At 59.4% G+C, this 19,219-nt stretch carries 18 protein-coding genes; all 18 read left to right on the top strand.

Translation table 11 applies throughout. From position 1 onward, the window contains the following. Positions 1 to 4: 4 nt before the first annotated feature. Entirely contained in the window at positions 5 to 508 is a 504-nt protein-coding gene (locus WS57_RS35125) for a type 4 pilus major pilin (RefSeq protein WP_059516531.1), read from the top strand. Positions 509 to 1,009: 501 nt separating this feature from the next. Further along, positions 1,010 to 2,284: a shufflon system plasmid conjugative transfer pilus tip adhesin PilV gene (gene pilV / locus WS57_RS35115; RefSeq protein ID WP_081056791.1), complete on the top strand. Its 1,275-nt coding sequence runs from the start codon at positions 1,010 to 1,012 to the stop codon at positions 2,282 to 2,284. A gap of 753 nt (positions 2,285 to 3,037) precedes the next feature. Continuing rightward, positions 3,038 to 3,313, top strand: coding sequence for a transcriptional regulator (locus WS57_RS35110; RefSeq protein ID WP_230945555.1), 276 nt, complete (start codon positions 3,038 to 3,040; stop codon positions 3,311 to 3,313). Positions 3,314 to 3,398: 85 nt separating this feature from the next. Continuing rightward, entirely contained in the window at positions 3,399 to 4,535 is a 1,137-nt protein-coding gene (locus tag WS57_RS36685) for a CAP domain-containing protein (RefSeq protein WP_063888054.1), read from the top strand. An 87-nt stretch (positions 4,536 to 4,622) separates the two neighbouring features. Beyond that, positions 4,623 to 5,009 (top strand): hypothetical protein, encoded by a 387-nt coding sequence (locus WS57_RS35105; protein ID WP_059516540.1) that lies wholly within the window; start codon positions 4,623 to 4,625, stop codon positions 5,007 to 5,009. Between the two features lie 18 nt (positions 5,010 to 5,027). Next, entirely contained in the window at positions 5,028 to 5,312 is a 285-nt protein-coding gene (locus WS57_RS35100; RefSeq protein ID WP_059516542.1) for a VirB3 family type IV secretion system protein, read from the top strand. Beyond that, positions 5,302 to 7,818, top strand: coding sequence for a hypothetical protein (locus WS57_RS35095; protein WP_059516544.1), 2,517 nt, complete (start codon positions 5,302 to 5,304; stop codon positions 7,816 to 7,818). The genes WS57_RS35100 and WS57_RS35095 overlap by 11 nt, the downstream gene beginning before the upstream one ends. 16 nt (positions 7,819 to 7,834) lie before the next feature. After that, entirely contained in the window at positions 7,835 to 8,500 is a 666-nt protein-coding gene (locus tag WS57_RS35090; RefSeq protein WP_063888055.1) for a type IV secretion system protein, read from the top strand. Between the two features lie 166 nt (positions 8,501 to 8,666). Further along, positions 8,667 to 9,767 (top strand): type IV secretion system protein, encoded by a 1,101-nt coding sequence (locus tag WS57_RS35085; protein ID WP_059516546.1) that lies wholly within the window; start codon positions 8,667 to 8,669, stop codon positions 9,765 to 9,767. 5 nt (positions 9,768 to 9,772) lie between these two features. Then, positions 9,773 to 10,462 (top strand): type IV secretion system protein, encoded by a 690-nt coding sequence (locus WS57_RS35080; protein ID WP_059516548.1) that lies wholly within the window; start codon positions 9,773 to 9,775, stop codon positions 10,460 to 10,462. 13 nt (positions 10,463 to 10,475) lie between these two features. Next, positions 10,476 to 11,252 (top strand): TrbG/VirB9 family P-type conjugative transfer protein, encoded by a 777-nt coding sequence (locus WS57_RS35075; RefSeq protein ID WP_059516550.1) that lies wholly within the window; start codon positions 10,476 to 10,478, stop codon positions 11,250 to 11,252. Then, complete coding sequence (locus tag WS57_RS35070) at positions 11,249 to 12,496, top strand: TrbI/VirB10 family protein (RefSeq protein ID WP_059603926.1); 1,248 nt, start codon at positions 11,249 to 11,251, stop codon at positions 12,494 to 12,496. The genes WS57_RS35075 and WS57_RS35070 overlap by 4 nt, the downstream gene beginning before the upstream one ends. Continuing rightward, positions 12,489 to 12,728 (top strand): hypothetical protein, encoded by a 240-nt coding sequence (locus WS57_RS35065; protein WP_059516554.1) that lies wholly within the window; start codon positions 12,489 to 12,491, stop codon positions 12,726 to 12,728. The genes WS57_RS35070 and WS57_RS35065 overlap by 8 nt, the downstream gene beginning before the upstream one ends. 1 nt (position 12,729) lies before the next feature. Continuing rightward, positions 12,730 to 13,740 (top strand): P-type DNA transfer ATPase VirB11, encoded by a 1,011-nt coding sequence (gene virB11 / locus WS57_RS35060; protein ID WP_059516556.1) that lies wholly within the window; start codon positions 12,730 to 12,732, stop codon positions 13,738 to 13,740. Positions 13,741 to 13,786: 46 nt separating this feature from the next. Further along, the gene (locus WS57_RS35055) at positions 13,787 to 14,470 is read left to right on the top strand and encodes a lytic transglycosylase domain-containing protein (RefSeq protein ID WP_230945556.1); all 684 of its coding nucleotides are present in this window, start codon (positions 13,787 to 13,789) and stop codon (positions 14,468 to 14,470) included. Between the two features lie 693 nt (positions 14,471 to 15,163). Then, positions 15,164 to 15,706, top strand: coding sequence for a phospholipase D family protein (locus WS57_RS36680; protein WP_081056792.1), 543 nt, complete (start codon positions 15,164 to 15,166; stop codon positions 15,704 to 15,706). 106 nt (positions 15,707 to 15,812) lie between these two features. Next, a complete protein-coding gene (locus WS57_RS35050) occupies positions 15,813 to 17,582 on the top strand; it encodes a hypothetical protein (protein ID WP_059516557.1) in 1,770 nt (589 codons plus the stop codon). Between the two features lie 188 nt (positions 17,583 to 17,770). Then, positions 17,771 to 19,174, top strand: a complete 1,404-nt coding sequence (locus WS57_RS35045) for a type IV secretion system DNA-binding domain-containing protein (RefSeq protein ID WP_230945557.1) — start codon at positions 17,771 to 17,773, stop codon at positions 19,172 to 19,174. Positions 19,175 to 19,219 lie beyond the last annotated feature (45 nt).

Raw genomic sequence — 19,219 nt, 5'->3', positions numbered from 1 at the left:
AATCATGGATGCAATTCTCGCTAGATTGGCATATATCGCACTGGGCTTGCTCGCGCTCGCAGGGGTGGGTGTTGCGAGCGTTTCGGCGTTCTCCGCGAACAAGGGGTCGCAGATGGTGACCGATATCTCGCATCTGATCGCGAACGCGCGTTCAGGGTTCGCACAGAGCGGCAATGGATACGCGAACTTCACGACCGCCAACGCGGCGGAGCTGATCTCGTCGCGTGTGGTCCCGGCCAACATGGTTCGCAATGGTTCGACGGTGGTCGATGTCTGGGGCAACTCCGTGACGTTCGCGAGCGCAAATAACGGAGCGCAAGGCGTTGTCACGTTCGGCGGTGGTGGGTCGGAAACGAAGGACCAGTGTGCGGCTGTTGTGTCGGGCATGAAAGACTACGTTTCGCTCGCAGTCTCCGGCACGACCTTCACGGCGTCTAACCCCCCGGACCGAGTAACCGCGTCGAAGGCGTGTACCGACAGCGCGACCATCGTGGTCACTATTCAGTAAGAGCAAGGGCCAACCGTGGGATACGCACTCCTTCCTCTCGTCGTTCTGATGGTATTCGGCGGACTGATTTCGCAGGCCGCGGGAATCGCGACGAGCGTTATCGGAGGCGGCCCCGTTGGCCAGGCCGAAGCCCGGGCGGATGTAGCAGCGGATCGTGTGGTTGCGTATGCGGATGCGTGCGTCCGGACGGCAATATCGAATCCCGGGCTTACCGGCGACTCAATCGCGGTGCAGTCGCAGATCGGGGTTGTACCGCCTGCGGGCGCCACCTGCAAGATCGACGCGAACGCCGGGGGGAGCCGCATCGTGTATGCATGGGCGCCGATCGTTCCGGGCGCAGTCGGCCGGGTGATTGAAGAAACCGACGCCAGCGAAGCGTGGTACATGACGTCAACCGCGAACGGGGTAGCAACGGGAATCGTTGGAGGGGCGCCACATGCTATCCCCTCTACCGTTCCTTTCTGGAGCTTGCTGTATCAGGCGGAGGTTAAGCCATAAACCATGGAAGCGATACTCGGATTTCTCGTTGCGCTCGCGCTGTCGACGATAAGTGTTGGCGGCTTACTGGCATGGTCGGCACAAGGTACGGCAAATGTGAAGAGTGCAGTAACTGCCGGACAGCAACGCCAGATTGTGAAGGCGGCAGAGCAGTACGTGAAGGATTTCGGCGCGACCCTAAGTCAAACGGCGACCTCCGGGGCACCGCTCGTCATCACAACAGCAATGCTGCGGAACGCAGGATATCTGGCACCGGGTGTCTCCGAAACGAATGCATTCAGGCAAAACTGGGTGTTACAGGTCCGGCAGCCGGCACCGGGCCAACTCCAGGCGATCGTGACGTCAGAAAACGGCGACGCGATCGAAGCGAAGCAGCTTGTTCAGGTAGCTGCGCAGTCGGGCGCTCAAGGTGGATTCGTTCCATACGTGCGGCAGATGGGCGACGTGACGATGGATCCGAACACCGCTGTCGGCACGTATGGCGGATGGAGGCTCGCAATGGCGGGATGGCGGAACCCGGGCAGCGGGCACCTCGCGTCACTGTTGACGTTCGGCGGCACTGCGTCAGGTGGTAACGGCTACCTGTACCGCGTGAGCGTTCCGAACCGGCCAGATTTGAACACCATGCAGACTGCGCTCGGCATGGGGGGGAACGACATCAACAACGCAGGTACGGTGAACGGCACCCGCGGGAGGTTCAGCGGTCGGATTGCCACAAACGGGATGGATCCAGATGACTTGCCGCCCGGTTGGGCCGGTGGACTTCGCACGGGCGACGTTTACGCCGCCGGCACGGTCGCGGCGGGAAACGGTGGCGCCATGCCGGCAGGTATGAACGTCAATGGCGATATGTGGGCGGATCGTTTGACGTTCAACACATCTGCAACGTGCTCGTGGAATCAGATCACGGTCCGCGACAACAACCAGGCGTTCATATGCAACCGGACGGGTAGATGGGTGGCGATCAGCAATTTGGTGGGCAACCTTACGACAACGGGTCAGTACGCGGGCTACTACAACGGCTGGGGCGTGACACCGCCGGCGTGTGGGCCCGGCGGGACCGCGTGGTACTCAATTACTCCGGTCACATCTGCTGTTGAGTTCGCAAACCATAACCCGCCGATCTCGGGAGTTGTGTATCAGATGGGCTGGAACGGCAGCCAATGGGTTCTGCAGATCTTCAACGTGCTTGCGGACGGTAATCGCACCCGCATCAACGACGAACTCGGACTGCAGGCGGATATCCGTGTGGGCTGCAGTTTCGGAAACGATGCGTAAGGATCCGGCGATGAAAACTCGACGATTGGGAAGACACGTGGTCCTGGCCGCCTCTCTAGGCGCACAAATCGCGCAAGCGCAACTGGTATCCCAGCCAGTTGGAACGCCGAATGTCCCAGGATGTTCGGCGCCACGTTCTTGGCGAGCCGAAAGAGGTTACTACCAGTGCTTGATGCCGCCAGTCAGTCCCGGCGGCACGTCACCGGGCGGTTCCGATGGGGTTGAATCCGCGCTTGCGGTGTGCAATCCGATAATGGATCGAATGGAGAATTACCTCAAAAGGTCGACCATTGACAGAATTCCGACGGCGACGTGGACTCCGGTAAATGGCGACTACAGGGTGACGGCCAATGGTGTCGTTTGGGATCCGAGCGGCAACCGGAACCTCGCGTCGTTCAAGACCGCGAACGGTGGGAACCTCGGTACGGTGGTGCGGGCGAGCGATCGTTACGTCGTCTCAGACGCGCCGGCTTATGGCGCGTTGGTCGTGTCCAGACCCGGTTGGTACTCGAACCAATTTGGCACTGGTCCTTGGAATCAATATCTCTGGATCGCGAGCTGTATCTACACGCCAGCGCGGCAACAGATCCTTCTCACGTGGAAAAACTGGCAAGGGGCCGATCCGACCTGGACGCCATGTCCGATCTTCGGAAATCGCCGGGGCGATGTGTGTTGGGATAGCGCGCGGGGACCAGGCGGAGTATTTGGCCCAACCAACAACTGGTGAGAAAAGACAGATTCGGGGAGGTAAAGGTGGGGAAGGGTATTCGCAGCGAGCAGGAGCAGTTGGACCAGATGTGTACCGCTGAAATGGATCGTGAACTGGCCGAGCTGCCGCAGCAAGAGTTGCTTCGGCTTGCGATGAAGGAGTTGAACCTGACTAGAGAGGGGATAGCGGCAAGGATTCATGCGCCATTGCGATCACTGAACAAATGGCTATTGCCAGCGAACTCAGCCGATTTCAGACCGATGCCGGATCTCGGGAAGGCTTTCGTTCGAGACATCATCCAGTGGAATAGAAAATCGTAAAAAGTTCTTGATAGTCCCCATTGGGGATATATAATGCACACGGGTAGAAACCTACCCGCATCTTCAACCAGGAGAGAAAACAACAATGAATGGCCAGGGCAACAAACTTTCACTGACTCTGATCAGCGTGCTCGTCGCGGGGGCACTCGCCGCATGTGGGGGTGGCGGTGGCGATGGTGGCAGCGGTGGTAATCCTTCGACCGGCAACGGCGGAAATGCGGGAGGCGTGAATCCGCCCGCAAACAATAGCGCACTACCTCCACAGACCTCGGTGCCGGCGGCCACTTACCCGGACCAAAGCGCCACGGCGACGCTTTACGCAGCAATCAACAACTACCGACAAGCTCTCGGTGTGGGCCTTCTTCGTCAAGACCTTTCCCTCGATGCAGCTGCAACGGCTCACGCGAAGTACGAACAAACCAACCTCCTGAGCGGTGCATTGCAAGCGCTTGGCCATGACGAAGTGAACACGTTACCGGGTTTCACGGGAGCGTGGCCGCTGCTTCGAGCTCGGGCCGCCGGCGCGCCGACGTCGCAGTTCGTTTCGGAAGTAGTCGCCGCAAATTTTGGTGCGAGCGGCGACGCGGCAAACGCACTCGGGTGCTGGGCGCAGCTGATGAATACGGTCTACCACCTCGTCAGCGTTACTGCCAACACCGAATCCGTGGGGGTCGGTGTCGCAACACCCCTGCAGTCGAATAATCCGGCGTACTTCTGCGTACTAGACCTGGGTACGTCGACGGGGCTTACGCGATCGCCGAACGCATCGAGCGCGGTTGACCTGAATGGAACGCCGTCGGAAGGTGGTCAGCAGGTCGATGAGAACCTTGTGGTGACCGCGCCGTACGACGGCGAAACCAACGTTGCAACCCGTATGGCGGCGGAGTCGCCGAATCCCGCGGGCGACCTCTCTCAGCCGGGTCGGCCGATCATGGTGCGGGTCAACGCGGCGCAGAGCAACAAGCTCACCGCAACATCGTTCCAACTGACCGACGCATCAGGAGCTATCGTCGCGACACGGTTGCTCCTGCCTGCATCGGCCGTATCGGGGTCGGCCGCCGGAGCTATCGCGGATCCCAATAACTTGCTGCCGCCGGGAACGGCGTTTCTGATCCCGACGGCGCCATTGCAACCGAACACGCGGTACACCGTAACGTTCGGCGGGGCGCGCGACGGATTGCCGCGAAACAAGACGTGGTCGTTCACTACCGGAGCGCAGTGATCTAGACATACCGCCCACTCTCCGGAGTGGGCGGCATTGTCGTGTGTGAGTAGTACAACTAATTTGATAGAGAAAGGGGAAATAGAGATGTCGAAGCTGCAACAGTTGACACAGGCGAGCGCGGTCCGCCGGAAGAGCCGAATTCTCTCGGTCCTGGGCCTCGCGCTGCTCGCAGGTGGAGCATTCACGGTTCCGCAATATGCGCATGCGGTCGGCTATGGCACCTTCACGCAACTCGTCAAGGACTTCGTTACGTGGCTGTTCATCGACGGCGGCCCGTTCATTTTCATGGCGGTGCTTGGGATCATCATCCTTATGGTCGGCAAGGGCTGGATCCACGTGAAAACGGGCGTCATCGCAGTCGTAGTCTGCTTTGTATTTTTCTGCGTGCCTGCGATCGTCGTCTATCTCAAGGGGCAAGCGGCCACTGCAATCAACAATGCGCAAGCAGTGGTTCAAATCGACGTAGCGTGAACGATCGGGGAAGTCGACATGGAACCGGAAGTTACCGAAATCCCAGTCGGGTTGGTGCAGCCGTGGATGCTCTGGCACTGCCTGGCTGAGCTGTTCCTGGCGTCGTGGGTTCTCCCGGCGGTGATTTTCCTTTTCTGGCGAAACATCTGGGTGCTTGTGCTGATTCCGATCCTCCTGATCGCCTCCTATCTGATTACCGCGCGCGATAAGTTTGCTCTCGCGGTCTGGTACGAGAGTGCTGGATCTGCTGTGAGATCGCGCGCACGCGCGTACTGGAATGGAACCAAGACGTATGTCCCTTAATGCTCTCGACAGATATTTTGACGGGTCGCCGGTTCGATACCAATCCGAGGGTGATCTGGACCAGGCGGCCGACCTGAAGTTGGTCAAGGAAATCCCCTTCGGTGTCGACTCGTACTACAACGAGCACACGTTGAATACCATCGACGGAGCGAAGATCCAGATCATTCGCCTTACCGGGCTGTCGGCTGAAATGCTCGATGGGTTCGGCGTCCAACACTACAAGCGCGGCCGCAATGAAGCTTTGCGTGCGATCTCCGATAGCAACGTCGGAATTTACGTGCACGACATTCGCCGGAAGCAAGTCGTTTGGCCGGCGGGTGAATATAAGGCATGGTTTCCGCGCGTCCTCAACGATCGGTTCAGGGAGCGATATGAACGGGGCCCGCTCTATCGACATGAGATCTACATCTCGATCGTCCGGTATCGGCATTACTCCGGCTCGGCGGGGTTGGTCGAACGCGTTTTCAGCGCGTTCGACCCTTCAGGCGGCCTCGGTAGGATGGAGCGCGAAGATCGGCAAGTTCGCGATCTTGAGGACAAGGTGAAATCCCTCATGACTTCGCTTGCGCACTATGCACCTGTCCGATTGGGATCGGTCGTGACCGAGGACGGGAAGTTCTGCGAACTCGCGAGGTTTCTCCGGTATCTGGTGACTCTGGAGGACGGGCCGGTCAAAGCAGGGTCATACGACCTCGCGCAGGCTATCGCGACAGCCTATGTCCAGTGCGGTCGAAGCAGCGTTCTCGGAAAGGGCGTGCTTGAAGTGAAGGGCGTGAATCACTGGCGCGTCGGCCAGGTGCTGGCCATGTCGCAATGGCCGACCGGCTCGCGCGCCGGTATGGGCGACGCATTTCATCGAGCAGACGCGGAGATGATCGTTACGCAGAAGTTCTTCCCGATCGACAAGCTCGACGCAAACCTGCAGGCGGCAACGTACGAGCGTCGGTTGGGGCAAGGACGAGACACGGCCGAACAAGCGCAACAGATCGCGAACGTCCTGAAGCGCCAGGCGGCCAATCGCTCGGTCAGCGGAACGCACCATATGAGCGTATTGGTGCACGTCCCGGTAGACGCTACCCGGCCAGACCCGGAAGGGGAAGCTCTGAACAGTCTTGATGACGCAGTGAGCCGCGTAGGCGAAGTATTCAAGGGATGGGGCGTTCCTCCTATCGTGGAGACGACCGGTATGGAACGGGCCTTCTGGTCGCAAATCCCGGGCGCGACAAAGCGACATAACGGGCGGGTCGGGAAGATCGAGACGATCCAGTTCGCGGACTTCGCGTCGATGCACGGATATCCGCAGGGGAGGTTCGACGGCCAACTGTGGGGCGAGTGCTTGGTAATTCTTCCCACCGAAGGTGGCACGGTCTATTGCTTCAACTTCCATGAGAGTCGACCCGGCATGGTGCCAGGCCATCTGAACGTTGTTGCGAAAACCGGTGTGGGGAAGACAACGCTAGTCGCGGTCTTGGTAAGCCAGGCAGACAAAGTATCGCCACGCGTACTGTGGTTCGATCGCTACGATGCGGCCACCGTTTTCTTCGAGGCAATGAATGGACAGGAGATCGTGCTCGGCTCCAATCAGTCGCTTGGGAATCCTTGCAAGATGGACGATAGCCCGGCGAACCGGGCGATGCTTCGTGATCTGATCAGAATGATGGCGGAGTGCTATGGATACAAAGTCACGACCGAGGATTACGCGAAGATCCAGAAGGCCGTCGAAGACAATTTCGATGAGGAGAAGACGCCATTCAAGGACCGGCGGCTTCGGAACATGATGTGGCAGTTCGGACGAGGGACTGCGTTGTACGAGGCGCTACGGATTTGGGTCGAGGATGGCGAGAATGGTGCCGTGTTCGACGGCGACGAGGATGACACTCTCGATCTCTCGTCCAATCGGCATATTCGCGTCGAAATGAAGCATGTGATGAAGGACAAGGAGGCTCGACCAGAGCTTCAAATTTACACCGGATACCTGACACATCGGTTCGAACAAACTCTCGACGGAACGCCCACCATCGTCGTATGGGATGAGGCTCAAATTCTCGTGCGCACCGGTTTTTGGGCACACAAAATCGAAACATATCGTGAGACGTTCCGACGCAGAAACTGCGTGACGATATTCATTACGCCGGATCCAAAAGCGCTGTATTACCCGGTCGAAGCCGTAATGAAGCAAGCCGTGTACACGATCTACCTCGCAAATGATCAAGCCACGCCAAAGGACTATATCGAGAATTTGTATTTTTCAAGGTCGGAGTTCGAGTTCGTCCGAGATTCTCCGCCGCAAAGCTACAAGATGCTAATCAAACCGGGCTCAGGGCCGAGTGTTCGCGCGTCATTCGCGATGGACGACATGGTTGACCTAATTCCGGTGCTGTCGTCGAACGACAAGGCGGTCGAGCTGATGAAGCAGGTGCAGACCGAGCTGGGGACGAAGGCCCCCGAGAAGTGGGTGCCGGTGTTTTGTGCGCGTGCGGCTGCCGCCCGCACGCATAACGTTTGAATATAGGAAGCGAGAGATGACCACAACCAGGAGCAAGCGGGTTGCCGCTGCGGTTATTGCGGCTGCTGCATTCTACGGGCCGGGCGCACGGGCTGACGGCGTGCCGACTATAGACATCGGAACAATCGCCCAGCTGAAGGCGCAATACGACACGTTGATGGAGACGCTGAACAAGGCAAAGGAGCAGTACCTCGCGGTCACCGGAGTGTACTACCGCGGCAAGCAGATCGTGGACTCCGCCAAGGAGATGGCGGACGCGATACCAGGGAGCTGGCAGGACATCGTTAATTTGCAAAAGAGCGGGAAACTGGGGAAGCTCACCTCGAACTACGAGTCCATTATCAACACACTGCCAGTCGAGCAGTTCGCGGATAAGACAACGGCGGCCAACTATAAGATGGCCACCGACGCAGTTCGCAACGGTCTCGTGATTAGTCAGTCTCTCTACGACGAAGCTCAGTATCACATCGATAACTTCAAGCGCTTGGCCAACCAGGTCGACGCGACAGCGAACATCAAAGACGCGGCCGATCTGCAGAACGCTATGTCGGCTGAGCTCGGGATGGCCCAGGCGAGCCAAGCCAAGCTTGCTGCGATGTCTGCGCAATTGCTCGCAAACCAAATGAACGATGTGAACCAGTCCCGCGCCGAGCGTGAGCGGTTCTTCACGCGCTCCAAGTAATCGAGGTGTCAGAGGAATGATGAAATTGAAATTGACTGCCGTCATGCTTGTCGTCTTACTCGGTGGATGCGCGCACGCCGGCGCAATCCAGAAATCGCCGTGTGCATGCGAATTTCACCCTATCACTAAGCAGTCCTTCGTTTAAATTTGATGATGGAGCGCTGAAGTGACTCTCGAACAGATCATGCAGGACATTTTCAACCGCGCGCCCGCGTTGGTTGAACAGGTCCTTATGGCGAACTATGACAAGCTCGGCAACGCGGTTTCGCCCGCCGCGGTGGCGCTGGCGACTGGATGGCTTGGAGTCAAGGTGATCAGCACGTATATCGGCCGCGAGCCGGCCGATGTTTGGCCATGGATCAGGGCAATGATGCTCATCACATTCGTCTTTGCGGCCCTGAATTGGGGGGGGATGGCCGGCAAGCTATATCACATCTTTAACGAGCTCCGCTCCGATACCGCCAAGGCGTTGATGGGCGGTAAGGGGCTGCTGGAGTACATGGGCGATGCCAACGACGTGTTCGCTAAGGCGAGCGACGATCTTATGAAGCATTCGTGGATGGAACTGGGCATCGTAGCGATCGGCGCAGTCATGATGGTCCTAAATTCGATCCTCGCCGTGATCGTACTTGTGCTCGGAATTTCCTCCGATGTTGGAACCGGCATCACGATGTTGCTGTTCCCGCTCTTCGCTCCGGCTCTTTTCTACAGCAGCACCCGCGGTAGCGCGATGTCGTGGTTTTCGGCGATGTTGAAGTTTGCACTGGTTGGCATTGTGCTGGTTGTATCGGTGTTCTTCGCCACCGAGCTATCAAAGGCCGGCCTCTCGAGCGTGAAGACGGTGGGACTCCAGATCGAGGACGCCCAAATCGTGATCGCGCTCGAGTTGTTCATGATCATCTTCGTCGCAATCGGAGTCTGGCCTCTGGCCTCCGCTTTGGCATCGAGCCACGCGGCAGGAGCTGGCGTCGCCGGCGCGGCGATGTCTTTCGCAGCAGGGAAGCTCGGGCAGGCGCTCGGATTCGGCAAGGCCGGTAGCAACGCTGGGAAGGCTCAGGACGCGGCGTCCCAGGCGTTGACGCAGCTGGCTCAGGGCCAAGGGGAGGCGACTCGCGTACTGCAGCAGATCAATGAACAACTGCACCGTGGCGGCTTGAACGGGGCGACGAGTACCCAGGCGCTTCAATCCGGAGCGGGTCAGCCCGGAGGGGCCGGCAGTCAGGTGTCGTCCGGCGGATCACGTGTTCCCGCTAACCCGAAGTGGTGAATCGGATGAATTTCTTGAAACGTAACCAGAAAGCGTCGGCCTCCCAAGGGAGACCGATCGAGAGCCACGAGTCGATTCGTGTCTCGCGGAACCGAGCATGGATTATGGCGCTCGTCGCGTGGCCCGTCATGTTACTCACGGTGATCGACAACATCGTAGAGCGGGCAAATCGGGATTACGACCCGCCGTTGGTCGTGACGGTGCGAGACGGCCACGTGGCTAAGGTTGAGATTGGGACGCCAGAAGTGCTGAGCGTGCAGACTTCGCTCGTGGAAAGCGAGGCAGCGCGATACATGCAGGAGCGGTACACGCTAGACCCGGCATTTCGCGAAGAGCGCATGAACTACGTCCGTCTTCATTCAGTAGGAAATGTCGCCGACGCGTACAACCAGTTGATGGACTCTGGCAACAAGAAAAATCCGTATTACTCATTGCCAGAGGGGGCCGTCCGACGAGTGAAGGATATGCGGATTCGGATTCTCGATCGCGAGGCGAAGCGCGGCGAAGCCACGTTCAGCACTCTCGTGGATGGCCAGCCTGAATCTGCGACGGTGTACTGGCATGTGATGTTCACCTACGACTTCATTAAGCAAGGGCTGCAGCCGAAGAACCGTTACGTCAACGGCACCGGCTACGTAGTTACCGCGTTAACCGACAACACTGAGCCGGGCTTCCGAGGTCCGGTGGGTGAGTAACCAGGGAAAGGGCATGAAGAATTCTATGAATCGCGCGGCTGCATTGACGGCAGCAGTGTTGATGTTGGCTTGCACCACGGCGGCCGCAGCGTCGTTTCCGCGCTCCTTGGCTACCGATCCGCGGATCAAGCAGCTCCAGTTTGATCCGAACCAGGTCGTCGAGGTTGTGGGTGTTTTTGGTAACGTCACGACGATTCAATTCGCGCCGGGGGAGAGGATCCTCAACAAGGCGATCGGAGACTCGATCGCATGGCAAACCCGCAAGTTTCGGAATCAAATCGCGATTAAGCCTGTGGAGGCCGATGCCCGTACAAACATGACGGTCACGACTGATCGAAATGTTTACTATTTCAATCTATCTAGCACGAAAGATCCTAGCAAGGCGACTTACGCAGTTCGCTTCGTGTACCCGAAGCCAGAGGAGGACGACGACTCCGATACCGACGTCTCGGCGACAGGCGGTTTTCAACAACCTCGGTTTGTAAACTCGGACTATCTCGTGTCCGGCAACGAGGAAGCGTTTGGGCTCCAACGTGTAGCGGACGATGGGCAATTCACTTACTTCCTATTCTCCGCCGACAAGTCGAAGCCAGGCGTCTATGTCGTCGATGAGGACGGTACGGAAGTATTGCCAGAAATCCGGCGCGAGGGCCCTTATCTAGTCGTCCCGCAAATGGCGAATCGCTTCACGATCCGTGATGGCGCCAGAATTCTCTGTGTTATCCGACGGGCGGCGCTGGTGCGAAAGGCCCGCTCCGCAGGGATTGCGTCGGCGGGGAGTGTGCTGTGACCGACATCGATCGAGAACCCCGGGACCTGCCGGCGGACGATGCCGTGCCGGGGGAGGATCCTATCGAGCAGCGCGCACGTGCCGCCGCGGCGTTGCGCCGCGAGTCGCTGGCTGCAAACAAATCACAGGGCCATGCGAAATTCGCGATGACTGCCGGCTCTCTCCTACTAATCGGAATGATGGGGGTGTTTGCGTGGAAGCGGTCGCAGTCGTCCGCAGCACCTGCGCATCAACAGGTCGCGAGCGCGAAAATCGACGAGAGCGCGGCGCCGGCCGCGCCTCTGAGCGAGTCGAAAAAGGCGGCAGCTGCCACTTCGTCCGGAGCGGCATCTTCGCCGGTCGTAGTGGCGGATACGCGAGCAGACGCAGAAGTGGAAGCGGAGCGCCGCCGGCGGGCTATCGCCGCGGCCGAGGCCGAGACCGCTCGGCTCAAAGCCGAGCAAGCTCGCCAAATTCGCCTGAAATCCGATATTTTCGACTCGGAGAGCGGCGGAAGCGGGGACGCTGATCCGCTGTCCGGCGGGCCATCCACACCCGGCGAACGAAGTGGAGGCGAACGCGCCGTCAATGATCCGAATGCGGCTTTTGCTCGATCCGTTAGCGCGGAGGGGATCACTGTATCTAAGGCGCAGAAGTTCGATAGAACCGAGTGCAAGATCATGCCGGGGCAAATTATCGAGGCGTCGCTGCGACCGCGCGCGACGTCGGATCTCCCGGGCGCTGTGACTTTTCTTGTGACGCGCGACACTCTCGGCCATCGAGGTCGAATTCCATTAATTCCGTGGGGCACGGTGATTACCGGGCGTACCAATCCGGTCGTCCGAGCAGGCCAGGAACGGACTTTTATGCCGACCGCGACGGCATTGCTGCCGAACGGCGAGACGATCCAGCTGGGATCATCCGTGAGCGATCAGCTTGGGACTGCCGGCATCGATGGGGATGTCGATCGTCACATCGGGCAGATCATTGGGATGAGCGCCGTGCTGTCGATTCTCGGCGCAGGAGCCGCGACCGCCGGGGTTTCGTCGGACAGCGGAAACAATTCCGTAGCGACGTATCGGCAGGGAGTGCAACAGTCGTTTGCGCAGTCGTCGCAGCAATTGCTTGGGGGCTACGCGAATATTCCGCCGACAGTGACCAATCCTCAGGGAACCCGGGTTCGAATCCAAGTCGAACAGGTGCTCGACTTCTCGGAGCATTGCGGCTCTCGACGAACGGAGCGATACACCGATGCGGATGAATAAGCTCGAGCCGGCACGTGAGCTGCGCGACCAGTTGAACAACGCGCTGGCCGACGCCGTGCACATCCGGCTTATGAGAATGGCCGGCATCAGGACTGGCGTCGACGTATTGATAACCGAGGCGCGCCTGAAAGACATTGCACGCCGGTGCTGGGAGGCACGCGCCTGCCTCGATCGACCGATCGTGATGTGTGCGGGCGCAGTCGCGCGCGGCGAACGCGTTAGGAGGAAGTGACGTGTCGACAGCAATTTTGCCGGCATGGCATAACAGGACTGGAGCGATCTCACCGCTCCTTGCGGATCCGGACATCACTGAAATTGCCATTAATGGGCCGACGAGTGTGTTCGCGCTTCGTCGCGGCGCTCGGTATATGGAGCCATGTGACGTCGGGAGGATCTCCGTCGATGTGCTCGAGGACATCGCCAGGCTAGTCGCGTACGAATCGCGGCAAAACGTCAGCGAAAAAGCGCCGCTGCTTTCAGCATCTATTTCTTCGGGCCTTACCGGCCATTCCGACTACCGATTCCAATACGTGCAGGCGCCTGCGGTGCCCCACGGGACGGTGTCGATCACGATTCGAAAGCCATCGCCATTCGATATGGATATCGACTACTGGGCCGCGTCTGGTGCGTTCGACCGAATCAATGTTCCACTCCCGGAGGAAGAGGATCTCGACGCTGGTCTCGCGAAGGCTTTTAATGAAAAGAACTGGCCGCAGTTTCTTCGCCTCGCGATTCAGGCAAAAAAGAACATTCTGGTGACCGCCCCGACGAATGTCGGGAAGACCTCGTTCATCAACATGCTGTGCCGAATGATCGGGGAGCACGAGCGAATCGTGACCATCCAGGACGCGCTCGAGCTGCAGCTACGGCAGCGCAATGTCGTCAACCTGATTTTCTCACGCGGAAATCAGGGGGTCTCCAAGGTAAGCCCCTCGGAGCTCATGGAGGCGACGCTTCGGATGACGCCTGACAGGGTGATCCCCGGCGAGTTGCGTGGTGCTGAGGCGTTCGTCGCATTGGAAATGCTGAACACTGGCCACGGGGGATGGATGACGACAATGCACTCGAACAGTCCGGAGCATATGTGGGGGCGCCTGGCGGATATGGTGATGCGTGCTGGAACGACAATGCTCCGAGCCGAGATCATCGATTACGCACGTGGACTGATCGATATCGTTATCCAGATGCACCGATTCACAGACGGCGTACGCGGAATTCGGGAGATCTATTTTGCAAAGAGGTAAGTGGTTCATTGGTGCGGCCGTAATCGCCGGCGCACTCGCACCCGCAATGGGAGTAGCAAACACCGATCGCGAAAGCGTGACGAAGGCGTTCAATGTGCTCGCAAAAGTCTGCGCACCGGACGTCCATCCAAAACTGCTCGGGCGAATTGGAACCGTAGAGAGTGGTGGAAATCCGTACGCAATCGGTGTTGTGGGCGGCCATCTCGTTCGGCAGCCAAGAACCAAGGCCGAAGCATTGGCGACGGTCGCTGCGCTCGAGGCCGGGGGGTGGAACTACAGCATGGGACTGGTCCAGGTCAACAAGTACAACCTGGCACGCTACGGACGCACTGCGGAGGATATGTTCGACGCCTGTCGAAATCTCAATACCGGGTCCGCCATCCTAAAGGAGTGCTACGACCGCGCGCAGAAGCGCTATCCGGATGATGGCGCGGCCGTGCGCGCGGCCTTGTCTTGCTACTACTCCGGAGACTTCAACCGGGGCCGCTCGTATGCGATCAAGGTGGCAGCATCGACGCCGTTGTCTGACTTGAAAGATGTTCACCCGATCGGAGTGGTGTCCGACGTCAAGGCGGATACATCCCCTGCGGCGCCGGGGCGCCCGAACCGGCAAGGGCGTAGTGCTCCGGGCGAGCCCCGGCAAGACTCGTGGTTCACGACCTACGGCGATGACGACGAGGATGGGGTTGTGTCCCCCGAGCGGCGGCGAACTGAACAAAGCGGTGAATGAATATACGGGGGAAGTGATGAACAGGGCAGCAATGCTGGCAATTAAAGGGCTGATAGCCGCGACTGTTGCGGGGACAGCGGTAGAGGCGGCGGCCGACGATTCCTATGGATGCAAGGTGGTCTTGTGTATTTTGAATCCAAATGGTCCATGGGACGAGAAGACAGAATGCGCGCCGGCAATGGATAGGCTAATGGATGATCTCCTCCATGGGCGCGGATGGCCAGGGTGCTCCGGGAGTGGAATGGATCTCACCCAGGTGTGGAATCCGTTCGATCCATGCCCGGACGGTACGCGAGAGGCCGGCCGGGGCGAGTGGCTGGTAGAAGGGACACGAAAGCCTGGCAATGGCGGCGGAGGCTTCATGTGGCAGGACTCCGAACGAAACTTCACCTTGAAGGGAACGCCTGAACGATCGTACGGCGGAAGCTACGGCAGTCCCGGAGTGCGTTTGGCATGCGTTGGCAACCGCGTTGGAAGCTTCGTGACGTACCTTCAAGGAAGCGGCGGCACAGCGGGAAACGGGTACCGAGGTGACATGGAATCCTTGAGCGTCTACGACCGAGTCATCTGGCAGGAACCTCAGAGCCCGTGGGCTTTCGACGTGTTCGTCAAGGGAAAGCTCTTAAAGCGTATCCACGCGAGGTGATTGATATGTCCCGCGGAAGCTCAATTTTCCAAATCCGGCGTTGGCGGATGTCTGCCGCGTCTGTCGGTGTAGCAATTGCGCTAGTCGCGTCGGCACCGGCTGTTCGCGCCGATGTTGCAACTGCGCCGCCGGCAGTCCAAGTCGGCTTTTCACCGGAAGGCGGAGCGCTTCGGCTCGTGCTTGATGTTATCGAGCGCGCAGAGCGAGAGATCCGGGTCATGGCATTTACCTTTACGTCTCCGGATATTGTGCGTGCGTTGATCGCGGCGAAAAAACGTGGTGTCGATGTGCAACTGGTTGTCGACGCGGGGCAAAGCCGGACCGACGCGGGTACCGCTGCGCTTAACCTACTGTCGAACGCTGGCGTTCCAGTGAGACTGAGCAGTCGATACAAGATACAACACGACAAAGTGATCATCTCGGACGGCAAGCATCTCGAGACTGGGTCGTTCAACTACAGCCGTGCTGCGGCAAAGTCGAATAGCGAAAACGTGATTGTCCTCTGGAACAGACCGGATCTCGCCGGTACATATCTTGAGCACTGGCGATCGCGGTGGAGAACCGGCACCCCTTTTCGGCCCACGTACTAATCCGCTCTTTTAACTATCCCCAACGGGGATATATAATTGGCGCGCGCTACCGGATGCCGAGCTTGGGGCCATCTGGCACGGTCGCGTCAATCTACGGGGAAAAGCCATGTCGATTCTCGATTCACTCAAACTTCGCTTCGCGAACCCGGAGCGCCAGCAGGATCTCGCGCGTCGCGAGGCGTCGCTCCTGGAGCGAGCACGAGTCGTCGCCGAGCGTGCGCAGAACATTGCCTACCGGGAGGAGAAGGCGAAGACCGATCCCCAATCGGTCCTTGATGCAATACGCACGGATGCGAAGCGCAACGCACAGGAGGCCGAACACGCAAAAGCGGCAGACAAGCTCAAGCGAGCGTTCGGACTTCAATCGGGTGATCTGATCGACACGCCCGAGATGCGTCAGGCACTCGAGGCGGAACTCGGCCGCATGGACCTTGAGCAGGACGAACGCGCGCGTCAGATTGCGGATAGAGCGGCTTTGCTGGCAGGCCTTGAACAGCTGGCGATGATTGACGCAGCACGCGCTCGCTCGCTCCTGCAGGAACACAAGGAGGTGAGCGAGCAGAAGACGTACTCGCGAGAGGAGATCGCCTCGATGCTCGCCGTAGCCACCGAGACGAACGGTGGCCGAGGTTATTCCCGAGACCTTGATGGGTGGGCGAGGTCGATCGCCGATCGAGAAAGAGAGTTGCGACGGGAGGAGATCCTGCTTGATCAACGAGAAAAGGCCCTGGTGGCAAGGCTCGAACGAGAACTCGGGATTGAATCCGCATCGGCCGCACCGACGAATTCAGGGTTGGACGCGGCCAGCCGAGCCGAGCGCAGCCATCAGTCGGTTGGGACGCTCGCTGTCAGCGAAGCGGTACCGGCGAATATTCCGGTCGCCGGCGAACTGGGCCAGCGAGTGCAGGAGGAAAAGATCGCTCCGGTAGCGAACTCAGGGGCGCCTGTTGTAGAAGTGACCCCTACAGCCGATATTGCCGAAAGCAAGGAGCGCGGTGCGAAGGAGGCACCGTTGAAGGATGGGGACCGTCTCCGCGCGACCACCCAATACACCCGCGAGGAGTTGCAAGATCCCGTGCGGCTAAAGGTCGTCGCTTCGGAAATTGCGCAACGCAGCGGGGAGCCGACCGCCGAAGTCTTAGATGCATTGCGCGGCGTGTTCGCGAGCGGCTCGTCCGATATCAATACGGATAGGGCAATGCTCGACGAAGCGCGCCGTGCATTTTGGCAAGCTTTTAAGAGTCGGGAAAATGGCCCGTCTCTCGACAAGGACGGATCGAATGCAGACGTCGCCAGCAAGGCACCGAAGGTGGCATCAGCCGCAGTTGGAAAAGCTGCGCTCGAGCTGCTTCCTCAAATTGATGCGAAAGCGGTAGCTGCGATCGCGGACGCGCAGGCCGCTGGCCGCCAGGGCGGCGACAAGGGCGTCGCGAACGAGGAGGGTGGGAAGTCCAAGCGCTCGAGAGGCGTCACCGGCTTCAAGCCGCTCGGTCGGAATAAATCGGCATCGGCCCCTGAGGTCGAGACACACCCGCCGGCGCAACTCGGACAGCAGGCCGACGCGAAGGCAGCGGAAAAAGCCACCTCGACAGCGAAGAGGAGTGGTGCGGCGAAGGACGCTGCGTCGAGTGAAACTGTAAGGGCGGGCGCCGGCGTCACCGAGAGACAAACTCAAAGCGATGCGGCTGCTGCCGCGAAGGGGCGCCCGAAATTCCGTGACCTGTCTCCGGAACAGAAGGCGGAGCGGCGTGCCGAGTACATGCAGGGGCTTCGCCAAGAAGCAGGCCTGACCGCAGATGGTAAGGAGGTCGCAAAGGAGAAGGGAAAAGAGGTGGGAAAGCGCAAGGGAAAGCAGGTTGACGGCGTCGGGCTGTAAGCATGCAGAAGCACGAAGTCGTCCAAACGCAATCTATATGCGCCGTCGCGTCTGTCGCGGCTGGCGCGTGTGCAACCTTGGCGTTGAGCGGCCATGTGCCGCTCCCGTTCCCTGCGGGTACGGTGAGGGCAATCCAAGCCGCGTTCCATGAGCCCCTGACGCTCTGGGGTGCGTTACCTGGTACGTGCTTGGCTGCCTACACCTGGCATGTCTGCCGCGAACATCTCTTCGACGGGTTCGAAGGCGCGCGATATGCGAAGTTCATTCGTGGAACGCGCATGCTGAACCGGCATCAGCTGGACGCGAAGATCCGCGCGCACAACAAGCGGTACCAGAGAGTAGCGAGGAAGCGCGGGGACGAGCCACGGCCGCCCGTCAAGGTCTGCGGCGTTGAGATGCCGACTGATCTCGAGACGCAGAACATCATGATCGTCGGCGCGCCGGGGACCGGCAAGAGCCAAGCAATTCAGGGCTTGATCGCAAGTGCGCTGGACCGTGGCGATCGCATGGTCACAGTCGACCCAAACGGGAGTCTGTGCTCGCGCTTTTTTCTCCCCGGCGACATCATCATCAACCCATACGACCGTCGGTGCGTGGGCTGGTCGCTGTTCAATGAAGCGGGGCACGACTTTGACTTCGACCGCGTTTCGCATTCTGCGATTCCGCCACAGGTGGGTGACCAGGCCGAGGAGTGGGCAGGCTATGCCCGCTTTCTGTTGTCCGACACCATGACGCGGCTGCACAACGACGACATGCCCGACATGCGGGTCCTGGTCGACCTCACGACGCGCGAGCGCCGAGACGTGCTCGCGAAATTCCACGAACAGACCGGGTCCGCCGGCTTCTTTGCAAAGGACGCTGAAAGGGCGACGGCGAGCATCATCTTCACGCTCAATAAGTACGTCCGGCCGCTGATCAGGATTCCAGATGGCGACTTTTCGATTCGGAAATGGATGCGAGATGAGAACGCCGGGAACATTTGGATCACATGGCGCGAGGATCAGCGCACCGCACTTGGGCCGACGATTCCGATCTGGCTGGATCTGGTATTCGCGATGATTTTGAGCGATGCGCCCAGCTTCTCTCGTCGACTGTGGGTAAACATGGACGAGCTGGCGTCGATCGGCCGTCTGTACAGCTTCGAGCCCGCTGTCTCGAAGGGTCGGAAGCACGGGCTCTGCGTTGTGGGCGGTCTGCAAGACGTGGTGCAACTCAAGATGAACCTTGGGCAGGATCCCGCTGACGCTGCCCTTGCCTGCTTCCGTAGTCTGCTCGCTTTGGGCGGGGCGAATGCGCTCACGACGAAGCGTCTCGCGACGATGTTGGGCAGCCATGACGTCGAGCGCCATCCGATTGGGGTGAATCAGCAGTGGTGGAATCTCAACACGCGCGAGCGGAAGATCGACCGCGATGAGCTGCTGGTGACGCCGTCGCAATTGGCGAACCTCCCCGACTTGCAGGGTTATCTCAAGTACGGGAAGGATTGGCCCCTCACGAAGGTCAAGTTCGGGGCTCGCGACTATCCTGTCCGGCATCCCGATTTCATACCCATGGACGCGGCGGCGAACGCGGACCTGATCCTGGCGGCATGACCGTGACCATTGAATCCAGCAACTACGACCAACATCTAGGAGAAA

The organism is Burkholderia pseudomultivorans, from assembly GCF_001718415.1.
In the GTDB taxonomy this organism is placed as follows: domain Bacteria; phylum Pseudomonadota; class Gammaproteobacteria; order Burkholderiales; family Burkholderiaceae; genus Burkholderia; species Burkholderia pseudomultivorans_A.
This window is presented reverse-complemented; position numbering and strand designations above follow the sequence as displayed.

Coding starts and splice junctions, on each gene's coding strand:
- WS57_RS35055 (WP_230945556.1), top strand. CDS start 13,787: ATGGGAGTAGCAAACACCGATCGCGAAAGCGTGACGAAGGCGTTCAAT.
- WS57_RS35065 (WP_059516554.1), top strand. CDS start 12,489: ATGAATAAGCTCGAGCCGGCACGTGAGCTGCGCGACCAGTTGAACAAC.
- WS57_RS35080 (WP_059516548.1), top strand. CDS start 9,773: ATGAATTTCTTGAAACGTAACCAGAAAGCGTCGGCCTCCCAAGGGAGA.
- WS57_RS35075 (WP_059516550.1), top strand. CDS start 10,476: ATGAAGAATTCTATGAATCGCGCGGCTGCATTGACGGCAGCAGTGTTG.
- WS57_RS36685 (WP_063888054.1), top strand. CDS start 3,399: ATGAATGGCCAGGGCAACAAACTTTCACTGACTCTGATCAGCGTGCTC.
- WS57_RS35125 (WP_059516531.1), top strand. CDS start 5: ATGGATGCAATTCTCGCTAGATTGGCATATATCGCACTGGGCTTGCTC.
- WS57_RS36680 (WP_081056792.1), top strand. CDS start 15,164: ATGTCTGCCGCGTCTGTCGGTGTAGCAATTGCGCTAGTCGCGTCGGCA.
- WS57_RS35050 (WP_059516557.1), top strand. CDS start 15,813: ATGTCGATTCTCGATTCACTCAAACTTCGCTTCGCGAACCCGGAGCGC.
- WS57_RS35095 (WP_059516544.1), top strand. CDS start 5,302: ATGTCCCTTAATGCTCTCGACAGATATTTTGACGGGTCGCCGGTTCGA.
- WS57_RS35100 (WP_059516542.1), top strand. CDS start 5,028: ATGGAACCGGAAGTTACCGAAATCCCAGTCGGGTTGGTGCAGCCGTGG.
- WS57_RS35090 (WP_063888055.1), top strand. CDS start 7,835: ATGACCACAACCAGGAGCAAGCGGGTTGCCGCTGCGGTTATTGCGGCT.
- WS57_RS35105 (WP_059516540.1), top strand. CDS start 4,623: ATGTCGAAGCTGCAACAGTTGACACAGGCGAGCGCGGTCCGCCGGAAG.
- pilV (WP_081056791.1), top strand. CDS start 1,010: ATGGAAGCGATACTCGGATTTCTCGTTGCGCTCGCGCTGTCGACGATA.